This window comes from Acidovorax sp. FG60 (assembly GCF_057808995.1).
Genome location: NZ_JBMDJC010000014.1, coordinates 118,443 through 139,779, shown reverse-complemented (window position 1 = coordinate 139,779; position 21,337 = coordinate 118,443). Strand labels below are relative to the sequence as shown.

General features: G+C 63.4%; 16 protein-coding genes, 1 tRNA gene and 1 pseudogene. 9 read left to right on the top strand and 9 right to left on the bottom strand.

Features of this window, described 5'->3' with window-relative positions:
• Positions 1–955: HEPN domain-containing protein (locus tag ACODS0_RS19850; RefSeq protein WP_488836677.1), on the top strand; the 955-nt coding region annotated here is incomplete at its 5' end.
• Between the two features lie 58 nt (positions 956–1,013).
• Here the strand turns inward: ACODS0_RS19850 and ACODS0_RS19845 are convergent.
• From ACODS0_RS19845 to cysS, 8 genes and pseudogenes are all read right to left on the bottom strand, one after another.
• The gene (locus ACODS0_RS19845) at positions 1,014–2,864 is read right to left on the bottom strand and encodes a hypothetical protein (protein WP_488836675.1); all 1,851 of its coding nucleotides are present in this window, start codon (positions 2,862–2,864) and stop codon (positions 1,014–1,016) included.
• Between the two features lie 412 nt (positions 2,865–3,276).
• Positions 3,277–3,369, bottom strand: a tRNA-Ser gene (locus tag ACODS0_RS19840).
• Positions 3,370–3,379: 10 nt separating this feature from the next.
• A pseudogene (locus ACODS0_RS19835) lies at positions 3,380–3,916 on the bottom strand (ACT domain-containing protein); the annotation flags it as partial.
• 27 nt (positions 3,917–3,943) lie between these two features.
• Entirely contained in the window at positions 3,944–4,909 is a 966-nt protein-coding gene (tilS, locus tag ACODS0_RS19830; RefSeq protein ID WP_488836673.1) for a tRNA lysidine(34) synthetase TilS, read from the bottom strand.
• A 127-nt stretch (positions 4,910–5,036) separates the two neighbouring features.
• Positions 5,037–6,890, bottom strand: a complete 1,854-nt coding sequence (locus ACODS0_RS19825; protein ID WP_488836671.1) for a methyl-accepting chemotaxis protein — start codon at positions 6,888–6,890, stop codon at positions 5,037–5,039.
• Positions 6,891–7,226: 336 nt separating this feature from the next.
• Entirely contained in the window at positions 7,227–8,204 is a 978-nt protein-coding gene (locus tag ACODS0_RS19820) for an acetyl-CoA carboxylase carboxyltransferase subunit alpha (RefSeq protein WP_055400675.1), read from the bottom strand.
• 113 nt (positions 8,205–8,317) lie between these two features.
• Positions 8,318–8,992: a DNA-3-methyladenine glycosylase family protein gene (locus tag ACODS0_RS19815; protein ID WP_199727020.1), complete on the bottom strand. Its 675-nt coding sequence runs from the start codon at positions 8,990–8,992 to the stop codon at positions 8,318–8,320.
• A 47-nt stretch (positions 8,993–9,039) separates the two neighbouring features.
• Positions 9,040–10,422, bottom strand: coding sequence for a cysteine--tRNA ligase (cysS, locus tag ACODS0_RS19810; protein WP_488836669.1), 1,383 nt, complete (start codon positions 10,420–10,422; stop codon positions 9,040–9,042).
• Between the two features lie 215 nt (positions 10,423–10,637).
• Here cysS and ACODS0_RS19805 point away from each other — a divergent pair, with 215 nt between their 5' ends.
• From ACODS0_RS19805 to ACODS0_RS19770, 8 genes are all read left to right on the top strand, one after another.
• Entirely contained in the window at positions 10,638–11,735 is a 1,098-nt protein-coding gene (locus ACODS0_RS19805) for a YybH family protein (RefSeq protein WP_487262375.1), read from the top strand.
• Positions 11,736–11,820: 85 nt separating this feature from the next.
• Positions 11,821–13,107: a L,D-transpeptidase family protein gene (locus tag ACODS0_RS19800; protein ID WP_055393541.1), complete on the top strand. Its 1,287-nt coding sequence runs from the start codon at positions 11,821–11,823 to the stop codon at positions 13,105–13,107.
• Positions 13,104–13,685: a peptidylprolyl isomerase gene (locus ACODS0_RS19795; protein WP_488836666.1), complete on the top strand. Its 582-nt coding sequence runs from the start codon at positions 13,104–13,106 to the stop codon at positions 13,683–13,685. Before ACODS0_RS19800 ends, ACODS0_RS19795 begins: the two co-directional genes overlap by 4 nt.
• Positions 13,686–13,715: 30 nt before the next feature.
• Positions 13,716–14,222 carry a peptidylprolyl isomerase gene (locus ACODS0_RS19790; protein ID WP_121419538.1) on the top strand — a complete coding sequence of 169 codons (507 nt, stop codon included), beginning with the start codon at positions 13,716–13,718 and terminating at the stop codon, positions 14,220–14,222.
• Positions 14,223–14,238: 16 nt separating this feature from the next.
• On the top strand, positions 14,239–15,030 hold the full coding sequence (locus ACODS0_RS19785; protein ID WP_488836664.1) for a UDP-2,3-diacylglucosamine diphosphatase: 792 nt from the start codon (positions 14,239–14,241) through the stop codon (positions 15,028–15,030).
• Between the two features lie 36 nt (positions 15,031–15,066).
• Positions 15,067–15,900 (top strand): M90 family metallopeptidase, encoded by an 834-nt coding sequence (locus ACODS0_RS19780; RefSeq protein WP_488836662.1) that lies wholly within the window; start codon positions 15,067–15,069, stop codon positions 15,898–15,900.
• Positions 15,901–16,139: 239 nt separating this feature from the next.
• Complete coding sequence (locus ACODS0_RS19775; protein WP_488836660.1) at positions 16,140–18,386, top strand: NHL repeat-containing protein; 2,247 nt, start codon at positions 16,140–16,142, stop codon at positions 18,384–18,386.
• Between the two features lie 148 nt (positions 18,387–18,534).
• The gene (locus tag ACODS0_RS19770) at positions 18,535–20,760 is read left to right on the top strand and encodes an NHL repeat-containing protein (RefSeq protein WP_488836658.1); all 2,226 of its coding nucleotides are present in this window, start codon (positions 18,535–18,537) and stop codon (positions 20,758–20,760) included.
• 228 nt (positions 20,761–20,988) lie between these two features.
• Here the strand turns inward: ACODS0_RS19770 and ACODS0_RS19765 are convergent, their stop codons facing one another.
• Positions 20,989–21,222 (bottom strand): hypothetical protein, encoded by a 234-nt coding sequence (locus tag ACODS0_RS19765; RefSeq protein WP_121419532.1) that lies wholly within the window; start codon positions 21,220–21,222, stop codon positions 20,989–20,991.
• Positions 21,223–21,337: the final 115 nt, after the last annotated feature.

The window sequence follows — 21,337 nt, the reverse complement described above, 5'->3', positions numbered from 1 at the left end:
GGACACGATGCCCTACCTCTCGCCATTGCTCAAGATGGGATCACCGTTCGCTTACCCTTCAACGACTCAATACCGCGAAGCGAAGATAACCCAGAAAACATGGGTGAGTTTTCGATTCACCAAGGCCACGCCTCTTGATGACGTCCTGGAGATGGTTCATCGCTTTGTGAGCTTTGCCTCGGTTGGTATCGATCAGATGGTAGGTTTTGAAGAGATCACTCTGCGTTCCAAACAGGTCGTCCAGACTGTTGGCAAAAAGGTGCAGGAGGAGCCACTCACCCTCTACTTCGCCCGAGTATTTCAGGCTCAGCCCAAGCTCGCCGATGTCAGGCCGCCCTTCACGTTGTTTCAGCACTCGGATGTGGAGGCAGACTTCGCTGTCAAATTCGATTCATGGCTGAAGGGTTTCGACAGTTACGTGGCCCCCTTCAACCTCTACTTCGCTGTCAAGAAGGGGAGCGACCTTTATCTCGATAACAAGTTTCTGATGCTGGCGCAGGCATGTGAGTCATTGCACCGGCACACCTCATCCAGCAAAGCCTTTCCAGATGAAAAATACAAAGAATTGACTGCCTTACTTGAGGGTGCGGTCCCTAAGGAGTTCAAAGATTGGCTGGAACCTCGACTGAAGTACGGCAATGAGCCTTCGCTTCGGCAGCGTCTGAAAGAACTGTTCAATGAGTTCAGCTATGTATTCGGTGAGGCTAAGGAGACAAAGCCGAGGATTGACAAGATCGTCGCGACCCGGAATTACCTAACGCATTACGATGCGCCAGGAAAAAAACAAAGCGCCTCAGGCGTTGAGCTCTACAAGCTCTGTGTTGTTCTCGAAGTGCTTTTCCAGCTCCACCTCTTGAAAATCTGCGGCTTCGCGCACACTGGAATCGTTGAGATGTGCAAGAAGTCTGAGAGCTTTAAACGAAAACTCGGGAACGTCGACATCACGCTTGACTAGGAAGGATGGAACCGCTCATAACGCAAAGATCGGAAATTACTGTGCTCCCACCAGACTCTTAGCTGCGGAGTAGCGCACGAGAGCGACTGACAACAACTGCGTCGGCCGAGGGCGCCAATGCAAGGCCGAGCATGGACTTGAACATATGAAGTGCCTGTGCTCGAGTGTCGGGCGGGATTTTTGAATGAATCACGTTGGCCAACCAAGCGGCTGTAATTGACGCAAAGGGCGCAATCTCCGCGTCAGCGAGATCCATAACCGGCTTGGCAGCCGCCCCCGCAAGGAGCGAGTGGATCTTCCACTTGGCCAAGCGCTCAAGCCGTGACTCGAAGCGTTCGGTCTCACGGTTGATTCGCTGCACTGCTGCTGCCATCTCTTCAATTGTGACCGCCTCGCGCAGGACGCGATGGCTCAGCGTGCGGAAGTCGCGAACCGCTGCAGCATCGAAGTTACGTGCCACTTCCAAAGGTGGTACGTTGCTCAGTGCTAAGAGGCCATCTGTGAGTAGGTGCATGCGAGGAGCTACGGGGTCCTGAGTCACGGCGGGCGTACGGCCCATGAAACTGGCCAATATATGGCAGTTATGTGTTTCGTCATAACCCTCACCGAAATGACGTGGGATCCAGGTGGCGCCCAAAGCCATGGCCCACTCCATCCCTGCGCCAGCTGTACCCATCTCCAAGCGTGCATCGCGACCGTGCTGGCGATAGTGGATATCGGCTAAGTGCCAGCCGATGCCCGAAAACGCGCAAGCCATCGCACCGTGCATCACCATCTGCCAGTGCTGCCGCTCGAAAATGTCGGCATAAGAGCCAAGCATTGCGGTGTGAAAGGACGAGGTAGTCACGCGACCAAGAACTTGCAGGACAGCCGTTCGGTCAGCCTGGCTGAAGGGGCCGTAGAGCAGCGGGTCCTTACGCATGGCGGCCATACGGGCGCGGGCAGCAAGCTGCCTCGACATGACTATGCTGTCCGGATCAAACTCGGCAACAGCCTCCAAGAGGTCGGGCCGACACAGTTCTGCGGAGAAGGGAATCACTAGCCGACACCGCTTCATGGCAACTAATTGGACGAAATCCTTAAGCTCTATCTTGAGCCGCGAGAGCCAACGAGGGTCGTTCCTGTCGGGAATCACGTCAATCCGGTCATAGAGCGTGAGGAGCTCAGATAGCTCGACAGGCCCTTCGATTCCTGCATCAAAGAGGCATGCGGATACAGCCTGCTCTAATGGCTTCTCGGCTACGGTCGGCTTGCAGTCATCAAGCGACTGTCGCCAGTGATCCTCGTCACATTCCATAAGCCTGCGGATAGGGGCTGACGGAGCCGAAATGGACATGACCAGCGGTGCGGCCTGCTGATCATTTACACGATAGTCCGTGCGAGACAGTGGTGCTTCAGGGGGAGCGACCGCAAACTCGATGGGGCCTGAAATGCCAAGCTTGGCTAATCCAGCTATCACACGGTCCCGCTCCTCTGGTACCAGCTCCACAGCTGTCTTGAACAGCCAAGCATTGTGATGCTCGGCCATACCAAAGGTGCCCAAGGGCATGTTGGCGGCGGTCAGTTGTAGCAAGTAGTTGACCTCCCAGACACTGAGGGGCTGCCCATAAAGCCAAGCCTCAGAAGTAAAGTCCCGAGTCTCATCGACACGGACTAGCTGACGGCCCACTTGGGAAATCAGCTCAAGCGACATAGTCACGGGCCGAAAATCGTGCTCAAGCCTCTCTGCAAGGGCATCGAATTGCTCCCCTGCATCTTGAACGTGAATCCAGAAGCGATGCTCGCCAGGAGACTCGTACAAATGAAAGCGGTGCGACGGATAGCGCAGTTTGAATCGAGCGATGACATCACGCGCATAGTTGCGATGAAGCGTTAGGAGGAAAGGCTCACCGATACCAGGCGTTTGCATCTTTAGCAGCTTTGTTGCGAGTGAAACGGGTAAACATTCTCCACCTGAAGCCTGCGCGGTGCGAAAAAGTGATGAAATTCTCCGGACTTGCGCTGTTGAGAGGGTCGCAGCTGCCACTGTTGCCGTAGGTGGCTCAATAGATGAGTACAAGCGTCATCCGGCGGAAAGTGCCTCGGCTCCATCCCAGTACTTCCTTCGCAACAATCCCTATCTACCCTCGTGCCACCAATCTTGATGGTTATCCCCTGCACGCTCATCGGGAGACATTTGCTCTGACAACATGGGTAACTGAACTCCGAGTTTGTCCGACAACGTTCAGCGAAAGCCAACATGTCATGGCATACCAAATGGCATACCATCCCAGCAATAAAACAAAAAACCCCAAGTGAATCAATCACTTGGGGTTCTGTGCTGGCGGAAACGGAGGGATTCGAACCCTCGATGAGGCTCTACACCCCATACTCCCTTAGCAGGGGAGCACCTTCGGCCACTCGGTCACGTTTCCAATCCCGCTATTATGCCCCATTTCTGAGCCGATTCAGGCAGTCTGGTACGGCTTGCTGGTCACACTCGAATGCTCTGCACAGGCTTTGCACGGCCAACTCGGCGTACTTTTCGTCGATCACCACCGAGGTCTTGATTGCGGACGTGGAGATCATCTGGATGTTGATGCCCTTTTCTCTCAGGGCACTAAACATCTTGCTGGCCATCCCCACAGGGCTGTGCATGCCAATACCGGCGATGCTCACCGCGCAGATGGTGGTGTCCCCCACCAGTTCCTGCACCGCCAGTGTGGGTACCACCTTCTCCTGGAGCAGGTCCATGGTGCGGGCGTAGTCATTGCAGTGCACGGTGAAGCTGAAGTCGGCTTTTCCGTCCTTGTTCACGTTCTGGATGATCACGCCGACTTCGACGTTGGCGTTGGCCACCGCGCCCAGGATCTCGCGGGCAAGGCCGCGCTTGCCGGGCACGCCCAGCACGGAGATCTTGGCCTCGTCGCAGTTGACCACGATGCCGGGTACGACGGCTTGTTCCATTTTTTTGTCTTCCTCGCAGGGTGCCTTGCGATGTTCGGGCAACTAGAGCTCCCCAACTTGGGGGCAGTACCAGTCAAGGTCTGACCCGGTCCTCACCACAAAGCCACGCCCCACCTTGATGTGGATGCGGTGGCCACGCGTGGTGCAGGCCGCAATCTGGTCCAACAGCTCGCCCAGTTGCGCCGCCGCGGGTGTGGTGTGGTGGAACTGGCGCAACCAGTGGCGCAGCACGTTGGCCTGGCGCGAGCGGCTCAAGCCCTGCAGTGCAGCGATCTGCGGCGGTGCACCGACGCGCGCCAGGTCCTGCTGCGCCAGTTCTTCGAGCAGCTCAGCGGCCTGCGCGGCGTTGGAGGCCGAGCGGGCGAACGTGTCGCGAAACGCCGGAAAGGCGGCCTCCAGCGCAGGCAGTAGCTGCGCGCGGATGCGGTTGCGGGTGTAGCGTTCGTCGGTGTTGGTGGGGTCTTCCACCCAGCCCTGTTCCTGCGCTCGCAGCCAGCTGCGAATGTCTCCGGCGGCCACCGGCAGCAACGGGCGGTGCCAGACCACGCCAGCGCGTTCCCACCGGGCAGGCATGGCGGCCAGCCCGGCAACGCCTGCACCACGTGACAACGCCAGCAGCAGCGTCTCAACCTGGTCATCCGCATGTTGCGCAATTGCTATTGATTTGATAGCTATTTGCGATTGACTGGCAAGCGCTACAGCCTCAAAAGCCTTGTATCTTGCCTGTCGGGCGGCATCTTCGGGGCTCTGGCCCGGTGCATGGCGGGCATCCAACCGCTCCACCCACAGCGGCACGCCAAGGCCCTGGCACAAGGCAGTGCAATGCCGTTCAAACCCATCGGCCGCCGCCTGCAGGCCGTGGTGCACATGGATGGCCTGCACCTGCCCAGGCCACCGGCGCGCACAAGCCAGCAGCAGCGCCGTGGAATCAGCCCCGCCACTCAGACCCACAGCCAGTGGCAGTGCGGGGGCAAAGGCCTGCATGGCAGCGTCGAAAGACTGGGTCACTGCGGCACCCGGCCCGCGCCACGGAGCGGTGGTGGCGCATCAAGCACACAAAAGCGATGGACAGAGCGGGAATGCATGGGCGCAGATTATCGCGGGCACCTTCCCCTCACCTGCCCCCTTCATCCCATCAACCGGCTGGCGCGGACAAACGCGGCCCGGCGCGTGAGGCATCGGCGGACAGGCGGAACGTGCCCACCACCTCCGACAGCCGCACTGACTGGTCCTTGAGGCTCTGGGCGGCGGCGGCGCTTTGCTCCACCAGCGCGGCGTTCTGCTGGGTCATCTGGTCCAGGTGCGATACCGCCTGCCCGACCTCGTTGATGCTGGTGCTTTGCTCGTTGGTCGAGGCCGTGATCTCGGCCATGATGTCCGTGACGCGCTGCACCGAGGTCACGATGTCTTTCATCGTGGTGCCCGCGTCATGCACCAGGCGCGAGCCGTTTTCCACCTGTTCCACCGACGCGCTGATGAGCTGCTTGATTTCCTTGGCAGCCTCCGCACTGCGCCCGGCCAGGCTGCGCACTTCACTCGCGACCACGGCAAAGCCACGCCCTTGCTCGCCAGCGCGCGCTGCCTCCACCGCCGCATTCAATGCGAGGATGTTGGTCTGGAAGGCGATGCCGTCAATGACTCCAATGATGTCGTTGATCTTGCGCGACGCGGCATTGATCTGCTCCATGGTGGTCACCACATTGCCCACCACCTGGCCACCGTGCTGCGCCACGCTGGATGCCTGTGCCACCAGCTGGTTGGCCTGGCGGGCTGAATCCGCGTTGTGGCGCACGGTTTCGGTCAGCTGCTGCATGGATGCGGAGGTTTCCTCCAGGCTGGAGGCCGTGAGTTCGGTGCGCCCGCTCAGGTCCTGGTTGCCCGTGGCGATCTCTTCGGCCGCCACGCGCACCGAGCTGCTGGCATCACGAATCTGCGCCAGCACACCCGAGAGCTTGCCCGCAAAGCTGTTGAAGCTGGCAGCAATCTGCGCCAGTTCGTCTTCGCCCTGTGCGTCGATGCGGCGCGACAGATCACCGTCGCCTGTGCCGATCTCGTGCATGGCGTCGCGCACCAGGGTCAACTGGCGCAGGCGCCGGGTCAGGATCACGCCCAGCAGCCCGACGGCTACCAGCAACACCAACACGCTGGAAATCAAGGATGTGGCCAGCATGGAGCGGATGGGCGCCATCGCTTCGCTCTCATCCAGAGCCACCACCAGCATCCACGAGGTGCCAGCGATGGGAACCACACTCAGCAGGCGGTTGCGCCCTCCAATGTCGGCTTGCAACAGGCTGGTACTGTCCTTGGCGGCTGCGACCAATTTGTCCACCGAAAGGTCTTTGGACAGCTCCGCAATGGGCTTGAGGGTGAGCGCCTGATCGCGGTGGGCAATGATCTTGCCGTCGGCTGACACCAGGAACCCAAAGCTCTGGGGCGTGGGCCGGATGGAGGCCACATTTGCCACCACCGACTCCATATACACATCGCCCGCCGCCACCCCCTTGAGGGCTGCGCCTGCGCCCACCGGGGTGGCAAACGTCACCACGAGCTTCTGGTCCGACGCTGAAATGTAGGGCGGCGTGACGACCGACGTTCCCGCCTGCGCCGCCTGCTTGTACCAGGGCCGCGCAGTGGGGTCGTAATCTGCCGGCAAATTGCGTGTTTCAGAGAACACGTATTTTTTGTCGGCATAGCCAAAATAGGCGGTACTGAACTTGCCAGCGTCCCGCAGCATGGCCAGCGGCTTGGCGGGCTCGGGCTCTTCAAAGGCGGTGACGGACGCCGCAATGATCGCCGATTTGCCCCGCGCCCATTCCTCAATGGTCTCGGCGTGGCTTTTGGCCGTGGCCAGCCCCTCTTCCGCCAGCGACACCTGCGCCTGCCCGCGCGCCGAAAAGTAGTTGACCAGGGTCAGTACCAGCAGGGCGGCCACCATACACAGGGCGGACAACACCAGAATCTGGCCTTTGAGCGTCTTCAGAAGCGACATGGGGCACCCCTTCTTGATCCACCCGCACGGACGGGAGGATTGAGCCATGTTACATCCGGTATCAGCCTGTGCGCCAGTGGTGGTTAGCCCGCAGAGCGCTAGGAGTGTGGGCGGCAGAAGGCATCGAAGCGAAACGTGCGAAAACCGAGGATTGCGTGGTGCTACCGACAAGCCCAGGGTGGGCCCCTGGGCGCAGGAGGTAGTACCGCGCGAGACCGGTTTATCGCGCGTTGCAGCCGGTGCTCCTTCTGCTGCCCACACTCCTAGGTTCTGACCACAAAAACAACAACGGCCCCGGAGGGCCGTGGGCGCAATGCGCGGTGGGCAGTCAACCGCTCAGCGGCTATCGGCCTTGGTGTCGCTGAAGCGGCCATAGCTCTGCAGACGCTCGTAGCGGCGGTCCAGCAGGTCTTTGGTCTTGAGGTCGGCCACCTGGCGGAAGGCATCGCCCAGGGCACGCTTCAAGAAGGCCGCCATCTGCTTGTGATCGCGGTGGGCGCCGCCCACGGGCTCGCTCACGATCTTGTCCACCAGGCCCAGGGCCTTCAAGCGGTGGGCGGTGATGCCCAGGGCATCGGCAGCCTCCTGTGCCTTGTCGCTGGTCTTCCAGAGGATGGAAGCGCAGCCCTCAGGGCTGATCACGGAGTAGATGGCGTATTGCAGCATGACGACCTGGTCACCCACGCTGATGGCCAGCGCGCCGCCAGAGCCGCCTTCACCAATGATGGTGGTAATGATGGGCACTTCGAGTTGCGCCATCTCGAAGATGTTGCGGCCGATGGCTTCAGACTGGCCGCGTTCTTCGGCGTCGATGCCGGGGTATGCGCCGGGCGTGTCCACAAAGGTGAACACGGGCAGCTTGAACTTCTCGGCCGTTTTCATGAGGCGCAGGGCCTTGCGATAGCCCTCGGGCTTGCTCATGCCGAAGTTGCGCATGGCGCGCTCCTTGGTGTCGCGCCCCTTCTGGTGGCCCAGCACCATGCAGGCGTGGCCGTTGAAACGCGCCAGGCCGCCCACGATGGACAGGTCGTCCGCGTAATGGCGATCGCCGTGCAGTTCCACGAAGTCGGTGAAGATGTCGCGCACGTAGTCGAGCGTGTAGGGGCGCTCGGGGTGCCGGGCAATCTTGGTGATCTGCCAGGGCGACAGTTCGCTGTAGATGTCTTTGGTGAGCTGCTGGCTCTTCTTGCTCAGCTGGTCGATTTCTTCCGAGATATCGACGGCACTCTCGGTCTGCACGTAGCGCAGTTCTTCAATTTTGGATTCGAGTTCGGCGATGGGCTGCTCGAAATCCAGAAAGGTCTTTTTCGCCAACGTTTTTCTCCTAGGGGATCGCGCCGGTTGCGGCTGCCACGAATACGAATGGCACGCACTGTAACCGACGGTTAACGAGTTTTGTAAAGCGCGTCAGGCTGGGTCAGCCGTTTTCAATAAGCCACCGGCAGGGGGTCGAGCGATCGCCAAATATACCAAGTTGCCACGCTGCACCATGGCTTCCAGGCCTCGGCCACCTCGCGCGCATCGCTGCGGCTGACGGGATCGCCCGAGAAATAGTTGTGACTGATCCCTGCGATCAACCCTGGGTCATCCAAGGGCAATACGTTGGGGCGCATCAGGTAGAAGATCAGGAACATCTCGGCCGTCCAGCGGCCGATGCCTCGGATCGCTACCAGTTCGGCAATGATGGCTTCGTCGTCCATCGCCGCCCAGTCCTTCACGTGCAGCTTGCCTTGTTCAAAGTGGATGGCCAGGTCCACCAAGTAATCCACCTTGCGCGCCGACAGGCCTGCGGCCCGCATGTCGTCGATCTTGAGCTTGAGCACGCTGGCGGGCTTCATGCCGCGCGGCAGCAGCGCGACGAAGCGCTCCCACACGGCCTGCGCCGCCGCGACGGACACCTGCTGGCCCACGATGCTGCGCGCCAGCGTGACGAACGCATCACCCCGCGTACGCAGCGCGGCATCGCCCAACTGTGGGATCAGGCGCTTCATCACCCGGTCCTTCTTCACCAGGTGCTTGCAGGCCTCGGCCCAATAGTCGGGCGTGGCCAGCACCAGCGGCGGCGTTGCGGCATCGCTCGCTATCTTTTTAAGAGCTGCCACCGCTTACCCCACCTGCGCCAGAGGCATATTTGACATAAAAACCAGCTTCACTGCGCAGCTTCCCAGGTCGTGCCTGCGGCGGAATCCTTGAGCACGATGCCCCGGGCAAGCAGCGCCTGGCGGATGCGGTCGGCCTCGGCGAAGTTCTTGGCAGCCTTCGCGGCAGCGCGGGCGGCGATCTGCGCCTGGATGTCGGCCTCGTCCACGCCACTGGCACCCGCTTGCAGAAAGGCTTTGGGGTCACCTTGCAGAATGCCCAGGCATCCCCCCAGCGCCTTGAGCAGCCCCGCCAGCGCGGCCGATCGCGTCTTGTTGACTTCACCGGCCAGATCAAACAGCACGGCCACGGCCTCGGGCGTGCCAAAGTCCTCGTCCATGGCCGCCTTGAAACGCGCGGCGTAGGGATCGGCCCAGTTGATGGCGGCCACATCGGCGGGCGCCACCAGGCTCAGCGCCGTGTAAAGGCGCTTGAGCGCTTGGCGCGCGTCGTCCAGATGGGCATCGCTGTAGTTCAGCGCGCTGCGGTAGTGGGCCCGCACGATGAAGAACCGCACCGTCTCGGCGTCATACTGCTGGAGCACGTCGCGGATGGTGAAGAAATTGCCCAGACTCTTGGACATCTTCTCGTTGTCCACGCGCACAAAACCGTTGTGCACCCAGAACTTCGCGAGCGGCTTGCCCGTGGCGCCTTCGCTCTGGGCGATTTCGTTTTCGTGGTGGGGGAATTGCAAATCCGCCCCGCCGCCGTGGATGTCAAAGGTTTCGCCCAGCGTAGCGCAGCTCATGGCCGAGCATTCGATGTGCCAGCCGGGGCGGCCGGCGCCAAAAGCGCTTTCCCACTTGGCCTCAGGTGGCTCCTCGGCCTTGGCGGACTTCCACAGCACGAAGTCGAGCGGGTCTTCCTTGCCATCGAGCACGGCCACACGTTCACCCGCACGCAATTCATCGAGCGACTTGCCCGAGAGCTTGCCGTAGCCGTCGAACTTGCGCACGGAGTAGTTCACATCGCCATTGCTGGCACGGTAGGCCAGGCCTTTGCCTTCCAGCTGGCCGATCAGCGACAGCATCTGGGGCACGTATTCGGTGGCGCGGGGCTCGGCCGAGGGCGGCTCGATGCCCAGCAGGCCGATGTCCTGGTGCATGGCGGCAATCATCTCGTCGGTGAGCTGACGGATGGTGATGCCGCGCTCCAGAGCGCGCTTGATGATCTTGTCGTCGATATCGGTGATGTTGCGCACGTAGGTAACGCGGTAGCCACTGCTTTTAAGCCAGCGCTGCACCACGTCAAAGGCCATCATCATGCGGGCGTGGCCGATGTGGCACAGGTCATAGATGGTCATGCCGCACACATACATGCGCACATGGCCAGGTTCGAGCGGGGAAAAGTCTTCCAATGCACGCGACAGCGTGTTGTAGATGCGCAAACTCATGGGATTTCAGTAACGGGGGATGGGGTGGTGGGTGAATGAAAATCCACCCGGCAGCTGGGGGCAAAGGCCCCTGGCGAAGGGTTGGCCCAGCGAGGGGCCTACAGCGAAATCACCCGCGGCAACAGCGTTCCGTCATGACAACCCCCTCAGCTACAATCCGCCGCAGTATAAGCCCCCGCCCGGGACAGACGCTGCCCCACACCTTTGAAGCCCCCATGAAGCAAGTCCGCCGCACACTTCCACGCCTCCTGCGCCTGCTGGCACTGACCGCGCTGCTGGGCACTGGCGCGGCCCAGGCCGACGACTACACAGAAATCACCCAGCTGATCAAAGCAGGCAAGCCCGCCGACGCGCTCGCCAAGGCCGATCAGCGCTTGGCCGCCAACCCACGCGACCCGCAGCTGCGCTTCCTGCGTGGCGTGGCACAGGCAGATTCGGGCAAGCCTGCTGATGCCATCACCACCTTCACCAAGCTGACGGAAGAATACCCAGAGCTGCCCGAGCCCTACAACAATCTGGCAGTGCTCTACGCCAACCAGAACCAGCTGGACAAGGCACGCACGGCGCTGGAGATGGCAATCCGCACCAACCCCAGCTACGCCACTGCCCACGAAAATCTGGGCGACATCTACGCCAAGCTGGCCAGCCAGGCCTACAACAAGGCGCTGCAGTTGGACGCCACCAACGCCAATTCCGTCAAGCCCAAGCTGGCACTGATCCGCGAGCTGTTCGCGCCAGAAGCCGCCGGCAAGCCAGGCCGCCCCGCCGCCGCAGCCCCGGCAACGGCCCCTGCCGTGGTGGCCACGCAGCGGCCAGCGCCACCCGCAGCAGTGGCCCCCGCCCCTGCACCGACCCCGGCAGCCACACCCGTACCCGCATCTGCGCCCAGTGCAGCTCCTGCTCCTGCGCCTGCTATCGCCCAAGCCCCCACCGCAGCACCCGCAGCCACCCCGGCAGCAGCAAGCGACGCCGCAGCCGTTCAGGCTGTGACCTCGGCCGTTCAGGCATGGGCGGCCGCCTGGTCGGCCAAAGACATGCAGGCCTATCTGGGCGCCTACGACAAATCGTTCGATCCACCCGGCCGCCAGACGCGCTCAGCGTGGGAAAAGGAGCGCGAGGCGCGCATCGTGGGCAAGTCCAAGATCAACGTGCAGCTGTCCGACGTTACCGTTGCGGTCAATGGCGACAAGGCCACCGCCCGTTTTCGGCAGGCCTATACCGCTGATGCACTCAACGTCACGAGCCGCAAGACGCTGGACCTGGTGAACCACAACGGCCGCTGGACCATCGTCCGCGAATCCACAGGCGGTTGACTGTGAACCCCGACCCTGGGCCTGCGCAGCGTGCGCGGGCTGTGCCTGCTGCCGAGCCCCTGAAGGCCTGAACCTGAAACCGCGCATGTTTGTGGAGTTGTCCGCACCAAGCCGCCGGGCTGCGGCAGGCACCCTGTTCCTCGCCGCACTGCTGCAGGCAGCACCGGCGCACGCCCAGAGCGGAAAAGTACGCCGCGCCGCCACCCAGCCTTCGACAGAGCCAGCCGACACCAAGGCGCCCAACCTGCGCGACGGACAGGCAGAAACACGCCTGCTGGCCGTGTACAAGCTCATCGCAGAAGGCCGCAGCCGCGAGGCACTGGCCCAGGCCGAAACCCTGGCGCGTGACTATCCCAACTTCCAGCTGGCGCAACTGGCCGTGGGCGACCTGCTGATGTCGCGCACGCGGCCCATCCGCCGCATGGGCGATGTGCCAGAGCCCGACACAGCACGCAGCCTGCAGGTAGCCACCACCCTGGAAGAGCTGCGCAACGAATCGCGCCAGCGCGTGGACGCGCAGCGCAGCCGCCCACCCGCGCACAGCATTCCCGCCCAGTTCCTGGAACTCTCGCCCCGCTCGCGCCATGCAATTGCAGTGGACGCTTCGCGCTCGCGCCTGTACCTTTTCGAGAACACGCCCAAGGGCCTGCAGTTGGTGGCCGACTACTACGCCTCGGTCGGCAAGCTGGGTATCGAGAAAAGCCTGGAGGGCGACCAGCGCACACCGCTTGGTGTGTACTTCATCACCAGCCGCCTGGACCCCGCCACGCTCAAAGACTTCTACGGCGCAGGCGCGCTGCCCATCAACTACCCGAACCCCCTGGACCAGAGCCGGGGCAAGACCGGCAGCGGCATCTGGCTGCATGGCACGCCACCCGACCAGTTTGCCCGCGCGCCCCTGGCCACCGATGGCTGCCTGGTGCTGGCCAATCCCGACCTGGAACGCATTCTGCGCACGGTGGAGCCCCGTTCCACCCCCGTGGTCATTGCGCGCCAGCTGCAGTGGGTAGCGCCCCACGCCGTGCAGGCGGACCGCAAGTCTTTCGACGCGGTGCTCAATGCCTGGCGCAACGCCAAGACCCAGGGCGACATGAACCGGTTGCTGGGCTTTTACGCACCGGACTTCCAGAGCTACCGCAAAAAGCCGCTCAACGAGTGGACCCAGGTGCTCCAGGCGGAGACCCGCGCCCTGAAAGGCCGGGAACTCCACCTCAAGGACAAGTCTTACCTGCGCTGGACAGACTCCGCCGACACCATGGTGGTAACGTTCGGCGAAGTCGCCGAAGGCGCCCGCACGGGTCCCGTCAAACGCCAGTACTGGGCGCGGCGGGGCCAACAATGGCAGATATTTTTCGAAGGAGTGATTGGATGATTTCCAGAAGAAATTCGACCCTGGCGCTTGCTGGTATTGCGCTGACAGCTATTTTTTCAGTAGCATCCGTACAGGCGCAAGACACCCCCAAGGTCAAGCTGTCTACCTCGATGGGCGACATCGTGGTGCAACTCGACCCGGCCAAGGCGCCCAAGACGGTGGAAAACTTCCTGGGCTACGTCAAGGACAAGACCTATGACGGCACCGTGTTCCACCGCGTGATCGATGGTTTCATGATCCAGGGCGGTGGCTACACCGCCGACCTCATTCCCAAGCCCACCAGGGCCCCGATTCCGCTGGAAGCCAGCAACGGCCTCAAGAACGACACATACACCATCGCGATGGCGCGCACGGGCAACCCCAACTCGGCCACATCGCAGTTCTTCATCAACGTGAAGGACAACGCCATGCTCAACGCCCCGAGCCCCGACGGCCATGGCTACGCCGTGTTCGGCAAGGTGGTCGAAGGCACGGCCGTGGTGGACAAGATCAAGGCCGTGGCCACCGGCAACAAGGGCCCGCACCAGAACGTGCCCACCACTCCCGTCACCATCAACTCCGCCACCCTGGTGAAGTGAACCCGCCATTTTTTTGAAGGAAGCATTGCCATGAGCAACCCCCAGGTCGAACTGCACATCACCGGCTACGGTGTCATCACCCTCGAACTCGACGCCGCCAAGGCCCCCAAGTCGGTCGAGAACTTTCTGGCCTATGTGAACAAGGGCCATTACAACAACACCATCTTCCACCGCGTGATCCCTGGCTTCATGGTGCAAGGCGGCGGCTTTGAGCCCGGCATGACCCAGAAGGGCACTGACGCGCCCATCGAAAACGAAGCCAACAACGGCCTCAAGAACGCCAACTACACCGTGGCCATGGCCCGCACCAGCGACCCGCACTCGGCCACCGCCCAGTTCTTCATCAACGTGGCCGACAACGGCTTCCTGAACCACACCGCACCTTCGGCCCAGGGCTGGGGCTATGCCGTGTTCGGCAAGGTCGTGTCGGGCACTGACGTGGTGGACAAGATCAAGGCCGTGAAGACGGGCCGCAAGGGTTTTCATGACGACGTGCCGAAGGAAGACGTGATCATCGAGAAGGCAGTCGCTCTTTGATCTGACTGCCAAGTCCGTGACCACGACCTTGCCCCGGTTCGAGGAGCTTGTCGCTCCATCGCACTGGCGCACGGTCGATTTCATTTCGGACCTGCACCTGCAGGCCAGCGAGCCCGCCACAGTGGCCGCTTTCGAGCACTACCTGGCCACCACCACGGCCGATGCCCTCTTCATCCTGGGCGACCTGTTCGAGGTGTGGGTGGGCGATGACGCCATGGGCGAACCTGGTAGTTTCGAGGCCGAAGGCTGCGCCCCCCTGCGGGCCGCCGCGCAGCGCCTGCCCGTGTACTTCATGCACGGCAACCGCGATTTTCTGGCGGGCCCGGGGTTCCTGGCGCAGTGTGGCATCACTGGCCTGGCAGACCCCACGGTACTGGTGTTTGGCGGCCAGCGCTTCGTGCTCAGCCACGGCGACCTGCTGTGCCTGGAGGATGTCGAGTACCAGCGCTTTCGCGTGCAGGCGCGCAGCGCCGAGTGGCAGCGGCAGTTTCTGGCGCAGCCCCTGGCCACACGTCGCGCGCAGGCCCGTGGCATCCGCCAGGAGAGCGAGGCACGCAAACAGTCGGGCGTCACCTATGCCGATGTAGACGGCCCGGCCGCCATCACCTGGCTGCAGGCGGCCCAGGCGCATACGCTCATTCACGGCCACACCCACCGCCCCGCAGACCATGTGCTGGCGCCCGGCCTGCAGCGCGTGGTGCTCAGCGACTGGGATGCCGCTGCACTACCGCCCCGCGCGGAAACACTGCGTTTGTCGCAAACGGGCTTGGAACGGCGGTCCCTGACCCCCAAGTACTCGCGATCCTGAACTGCGCGGGGTTTCATCACCCGCTGCCTGATCGCCATGCCCCCTCTTTTCCTTCGGCTCTGGAGCCGCGTCCGCGCCACGGTGGCCCCCGTGCCCGACATCTCGGCCACGCTGTGGCTCCAGACCCTGCAGCGTTACCCGTTTCTGGCGGCGCTCTCGCTGCACGACCAGTCCAAGCTGCGCGCCGTGAGCGCCCTCTTTCTGCACCACAAGGAGTTCCACGGCGCGCACGGCCTGGTGGTGACCGACTCCATGGCCATCGACATTGCGGCGCAAGCCTGCCTGCCCCTGCTGCATTGGGGCGACCCGGCCAAGGCGCTCGACTGGTACGACGATTTTGTCGGCATCGTGCTGCACCCTGGCGAAGCCGTGGCACGCCGCCAGACGGTGGACGAGGCCGGCGTGGTGCATGAACACACCCAGGTGCTGCTGGGCGAGGCCATGGAGCGCGGCCCCATCATGCTCAGCTGGGAGCACGTGGCCAATGCCACCGAGAACACGGCACGCGGCCACAACGTGGTGGTGCACGAGTTCGTGCACAAGCTCGACATGAAGAGCGGCGAACCCAACGGCTGCCCGCCCTTGCCCGCAGGCTTCATGGGGACACGCACCGGACGCGCCGCCTACGAGGCCTGGTGGGCCGCCTGGGAGCCAGCGTACGAGCAGTTCCGCGAGCGTGTGATCCTGGCCGAGCGCTTTGGAGCAGAACGCCCCTGGCTGGACGCCTACGGGGCCACATCACAGTCCGAGTTTTTTGCGGTGGCCTGCGAGGCGTACTTTGTCAACCGCGAGCGTTTTGCACAGGAGTTTCCGGCGCTGATGCCGGTGCTGGATGCATTCTTCGTTGCCGAGGGGCCCAGCTCGTCCTGAAAAATATTGAAGCCACCAAGGCGAGGCGGCCTCAACGCCAGGCGTTTGCAATGCAGATCAGGGCAACCGTCGCCGTGACTCTGGCATGCCCATCGTCTGCATCTGTTGCGAATCGAAACAATATGCATTCGTTTCGTATCTTTGCGGTAGCCTCGGAGAGACACGACCACCGCGCGGCCCAACACTCTCAAAGATGGCGCAAAGGTGGTGCTCCCAATCTCTTCATCAGAAAGCGCTTCATGTCAGGTGTTGTCTCAAGGATTCCGTTCCAACGCGTGGGCATTCTTGCTGCGTTGGTAGTCCCGCTGCTCAGCGCATGCGGCGGTGGCGGCTCTTCCGACCCCGTTACCCCCCCACCACCCGCGCCGCCCCCTCCTGCCCCCGCGACGGCCCTGTCGCTGCTGGCTGGCAACACCGACGGTGCGGGTAACCTGGATGGCGCAGCGCCGTCCACCGCGCGCCTCAGTGCCTACATCGGCGGGATGGCCGTGAACAGCACGGGCGAGGTCATCATCGTGGACAGTGGCAACAACCAGGTCCGCAAACTCAGCACCGACAGGACGCAGGTCACGACCTTGGCGGGTGGCGGCGATGCCGGGGTGTTCAACGTCCCGTCCAACCATGCCGACGGCTCCGGCACGGCCGCACGGTTCTACCGCCCCATGGGCGTTGCGGTCGACGCGGCCGGAAACACTTACGTGGCGGACACCGACAACCACCTGGTGCGCAAGATCAGCGCGGCCGGTGCAGTGACCACCCTCGCGGGCAAGCCCGGCGTCTGCGGCAACCAGGATGGCACAGGCAGCGCGGCAACGCTGTGCAGGCCTGCCAGCATTGCCGTAGACAAGGCTGGCAACGTGTATGTGGCGGAAGTCAGGGAGTCCACGACACACAGTTCAATTGCCAACCCGATCCGCAAGATCGCACCAACGGGTGAAGTGACCACGCTGACCAGCAAGGCCAGCCAGAACCCGACGCTGGTCTTCATCTCCGGCCCTGCCGTCGAGATCTACCGTCCGGTGCTGCTGGCCACCGACTCAGCCGGGGTACTCCACGCGGCAGATCCCAATGACCATGTGATCCGCCGATATGCGGCCGATGGCCAGCCCACCGTGGTGTCCGGCGTCGTAGCCGCCAACAACGAGGGCAATACGGATGGTGCCGCATCCGTGGCAAAGTTCAGCTACCTCAAGGCGATTGCATTCGACACAGCGAATCGCCTGTTCGTACTGGACTGGTACGGAACCCCGGCCATCCGCCAGATCGGCAGCGACGGCAGCGTGACCACCCTCGTTCGCGCCAACTCCTGCAACTTCGCAGGGGACGGCACTGGGGCCGGGCCAGGCACCTTCTGCACTGCGAGCCAGATGACCGTCACTCCCGATGGCCGGTTCCTCGTCGCCGAAACTGGCGAGAACCGCTCTGCTACTGGTTTCCCTATTGCCAGCTACGCGCAGTTGCGCAGCTACACGCCCCAAGGCACCTCCACCGTGGTTGCTGGAATACCCGCTGCGGCAGGGGCGGACGATGGACAGGGCAGCAGCGCGCGCTTTGCCACACCCGGCTCGATCGCGTTGAATCCTGCCGGCACGCTGTACGTGCGTGACGGGGGCAACCGCACTATCCGCACCGTGCAGGCCGACGGCCTGGTGCGCACCCTGGGCAAGCCAGGCGGCCATTGCACTGCGATCACCGGCCTGGGCGAGGACGTGCTGTCCAACTCCACGGCCCCCTTGGCCACCGATGGCGCGGGCAACCTCTACACCATTGACGGTGCGCGCGTCCTTAAAACCGCCAACTGCCAGGCCGTGCTTCTGGCCAACCTGGCGCCATGGCTGGACAAGGTGCCAACGGCTTTCCTCGGTGTCGCATCCGGCATTGCGGCCGACACCGCCGGCAACGTGTACGTCGCCAGCCTCAAGGGCGCCATCTTCAAGATCGATACCAAGGGCGAAGTCACCCTGTTTGCCGGCAGCGTGGGCACGGTGGGCCATGTGGACGGACAAGGCGCGGCGGCGCAGTTCTCGGCGCTGGGTCAGATGACCACCGATGCGGCGGGCAACCTGTATGTGATCGACGGCCTGTTTTACGACACCAACAAGGTGGGGCCGACCGTTCGCAAGATCACGCCGTCCGGCGCGGTCACCACGCTGGCGGGCAGCCCCACCGCGGCCCCTGGCTACGCGGATGGTCCTGCCGCTGCCGCCCGCTTCACCGTTCAGCAGTACGCAGGCTGGCCCGCGCAGACGGCCAGCCTCGCCGTGGACAACAGAGGCAACGTCTATGTCACCGATCCCTTCACCAGCGTGGTCCGCAAAATCGGCACCGATGGCCAGGTCAGTACTCCGGTGGGCCAGGCATGGAAATACGGTTTTGCTGCGGGCGACCTGCCGGGCATCATCAACCGCCCGACAGGTATCGCCGTGCGCGGCAGCATGATGTACCTCTCGGTGCCGAACGCCGTGGTACAGGTGCAGTTGCCGTAGTCAGCACCCGGTTGACCGTGGTGCGCGGCGCCCACGCTGGGCGTGCTGCGGCCACGGCACCCCCCTCATTCCTTTTGCGTCACTGCTGCAGCATGCCAGCTGGCGGACGCGCCCCATCCGTTCATCACTTTTACTGAGGTACACGCCCATGCCAAGTTCACCCATATCCAGCCGCCATCGGCTGTCCCGCACACTCTGGGCCTCACTGGCCGTGTCCGCGCTGGTGTCCTGCGGTGGAGGTTCGGGCGGTGACGCGCCGCCCCCGCCGCCTCCTCCGCCGCCCCCCGCCACGCCCCTGGCGTTGCTGGCTGGCACTACCGAGGGGCCAGGAACGCAGGACGGCCTGAGCACTGCGGCCAAGATCAGTACCGAAAGCGGCGGCATGGCACTGGCACCCAACGGCGATGTACTGATTACCGACCCGGGAAACCAGACCGTTCGTCGGCTAGCGCCCACCGGGCAGCTCAGCACCTGGGCGGGCGGTGGCCCCACCCGCAGCGACGCCAGCAGCGAAGGCCCACGCTACCTGGATGCCGCGGGCACCGCCGCCCGCTTCAATGTCCCCTTGGCCGTGGCAGTGGATGCGGCTGGCAACGCCTATGTGGCAGACGCCGGTAATCATCTGGTGCGCAAGATCGATGCCGCAGGCAACGTCACCACGCTGGCCGGCCAGGTGGGCGTGTGCGGCAATGCCGATGGCACGGGCACGGCGGCCACGCTGTGCAGCCCGACCAGCATTGCTGTGGACCGGGAGGGCAATGTGTATGTGTCCGAATGGGCGCCAACCTTGCAAGACTTCTCCCAGACGCCGACAGGCAATCCCATTCGCAAAATCACACCCGCAGGGGCAGTCACAACGGTCATCTTCAGGGCCAGCCAGAACGCCACCCCGGGCTTCGGGCGCAACAACCCTAGCCGCCTGTACCCCGTCAACCTAGCGACGGACTCCACAGGAGCCCTGTACGCTGCAGACCCTAACGACCACGTAGTGCGCAAGTACGCGCCCAACGGCCAGGCGACGGTGCTGTCGGGCACTGTGGCCCTCAATAACGCGGGCCACGTGGATGGAGCGGCTAGCGCGGCCAAATTTGGTGCGCTGCAGGCCATCGCGATAGACCGCTCCAACCGAGTTTTCGTTCTGGACCGGCATGAGGGCACCCCCGTACGCGAGATTGCGGCCGATGGCTCTGTGACCACCGTGCGACGCGCGGCAGACTGCAACTACGGCGCCGACGGCCTGCCGCCTGCCTTCTGCGCGGGCAAACGCCTGGCGGTGGACGCCGAAGGCCGCTTTCTCATCACGGAAAGCGGTCCCTCCGACACCTTTCAAACGTACGCGGTCATCTACCGCATGCCGCGCAATGGTGCGCCCGACCTGCAGGTAGGTACCGCCCCGTTGCCGGGACATGCCGACGGCCGCGGCAGCGCCGCGCGCTTTGACAGCCCCGGCGCGCTGGCGGTGGACAAGGCTGGCACGCTGTACGTGCGCGACCGCAACAACGCCGCACTGCGCACCGTCACGCCCGATGGCACGGTGGCCACGCTCGGCCGTGCCAAGAACCCGTGCGCGCAAGTCACCGGGCCGATCAACGACGTGGCCTACTGCGGATCGGCGCCGCTGTCCATCGACGGTGCCGGCAACATCTATTCGTATGACTTCAAGCGCATCCTGAAGACCAGCCCTGCCGGCAACGTCACGGTGCATGCCGACCTCACCGCCGCATTCGACGCGATACCGGGCTTCCTGCTCGAGGGGCTGACCGGCATGGTCGTCGACAGCGGCGGTACCGTGTATGCGGTGTCCCTGCGCAGCGTAATCTTCAAGATCACCCCGGCCGGCGCTGTCAGCGTGTTTGCGGGAAACCCCAACGCGCGCGGGCACGCCGACGGCCCGGCCGCCTCAGCGCAGTTCTCCGCCATGGGCCACATGACCATGGACCCCGCCGGCAACCTGTATGTGGTGGACGGCCGCTACCACAACGCGACGGGCGTGGGCCCCACCGTCCGCAAGATCACACCCGCCGGGGTGGTGAGCACGATCGCGGGGCGCCCCGACCTGCCGCCGGGGCTCGTGGACGGCCCGGCGGCCTCGGCGCAGTTGACGGTCGACACGGGCGCGCCCATTTCGGACTCGCACGCCTGGCTGGCCGCCGATGCCAGCGGCAATGTCTACGTGACCGATCCGCGCAACCGCGTGGTGCGCAAGATCGGAGCCGATGGCCAGGTGAGCACGCTGGTGGGCCAGCGTTGGAACAAGGGGTTCGCGGCCGGCCCACTGCAGGGCCTGATCGACGAACCCACGGGCATCGCCGTGAATGGCGCTACGCTGTACCTCTCCACGTCCAACGCCGTGGCGGCCGTCAAACTGCCCTGACCAAGGGGCTGCGGCCCCTGGCGCACCGAAGGGGCCAAGGTGCAAGGCCCTTTGGCGCCTTGCAGTCGGCATGGCGGGTGGGTGCTGCAAAAAAGCAGTTTCACGAATCAGTGTCGGCCCTGGCGCCCGTTGGTATTGCGTTGGCCGCTATAAAAAACAAAGCACTTCAACACCTGATGGAATCCAGCCAGCTGCTGGATGCCTGACGGATTCAGGCCCGACAACGGTTCACGCCGACAGCGCCTGCTCGACCGCCAGTTTGGCTTCTTCCAGACTGCTGAAAAACCGTGTGGGCTGGGGCATGGCCTTGGGCAGATGGGGTGGCGCTGGCCACAGGCGCTCATCCATCCAGACCGCCGTCCAGCCGCCAATGTCCTTGCGCTTGATGGAGCAAAGTGCTTGCCCGTCCGCCATGGCTGTCCAGGTGGTCGGCGGGTTGTGGTCCCAGGTGACGTGTGTCATGGCGCCCTCTCGCGGTTGCTGGGCCATTGTAGGAAGCCTGCGCCGAATTGGGCAACGGCATTCACCCACCCCACCCCGGCGGCGGAATTGCGGAATCACGGAACGACAGCAGGCG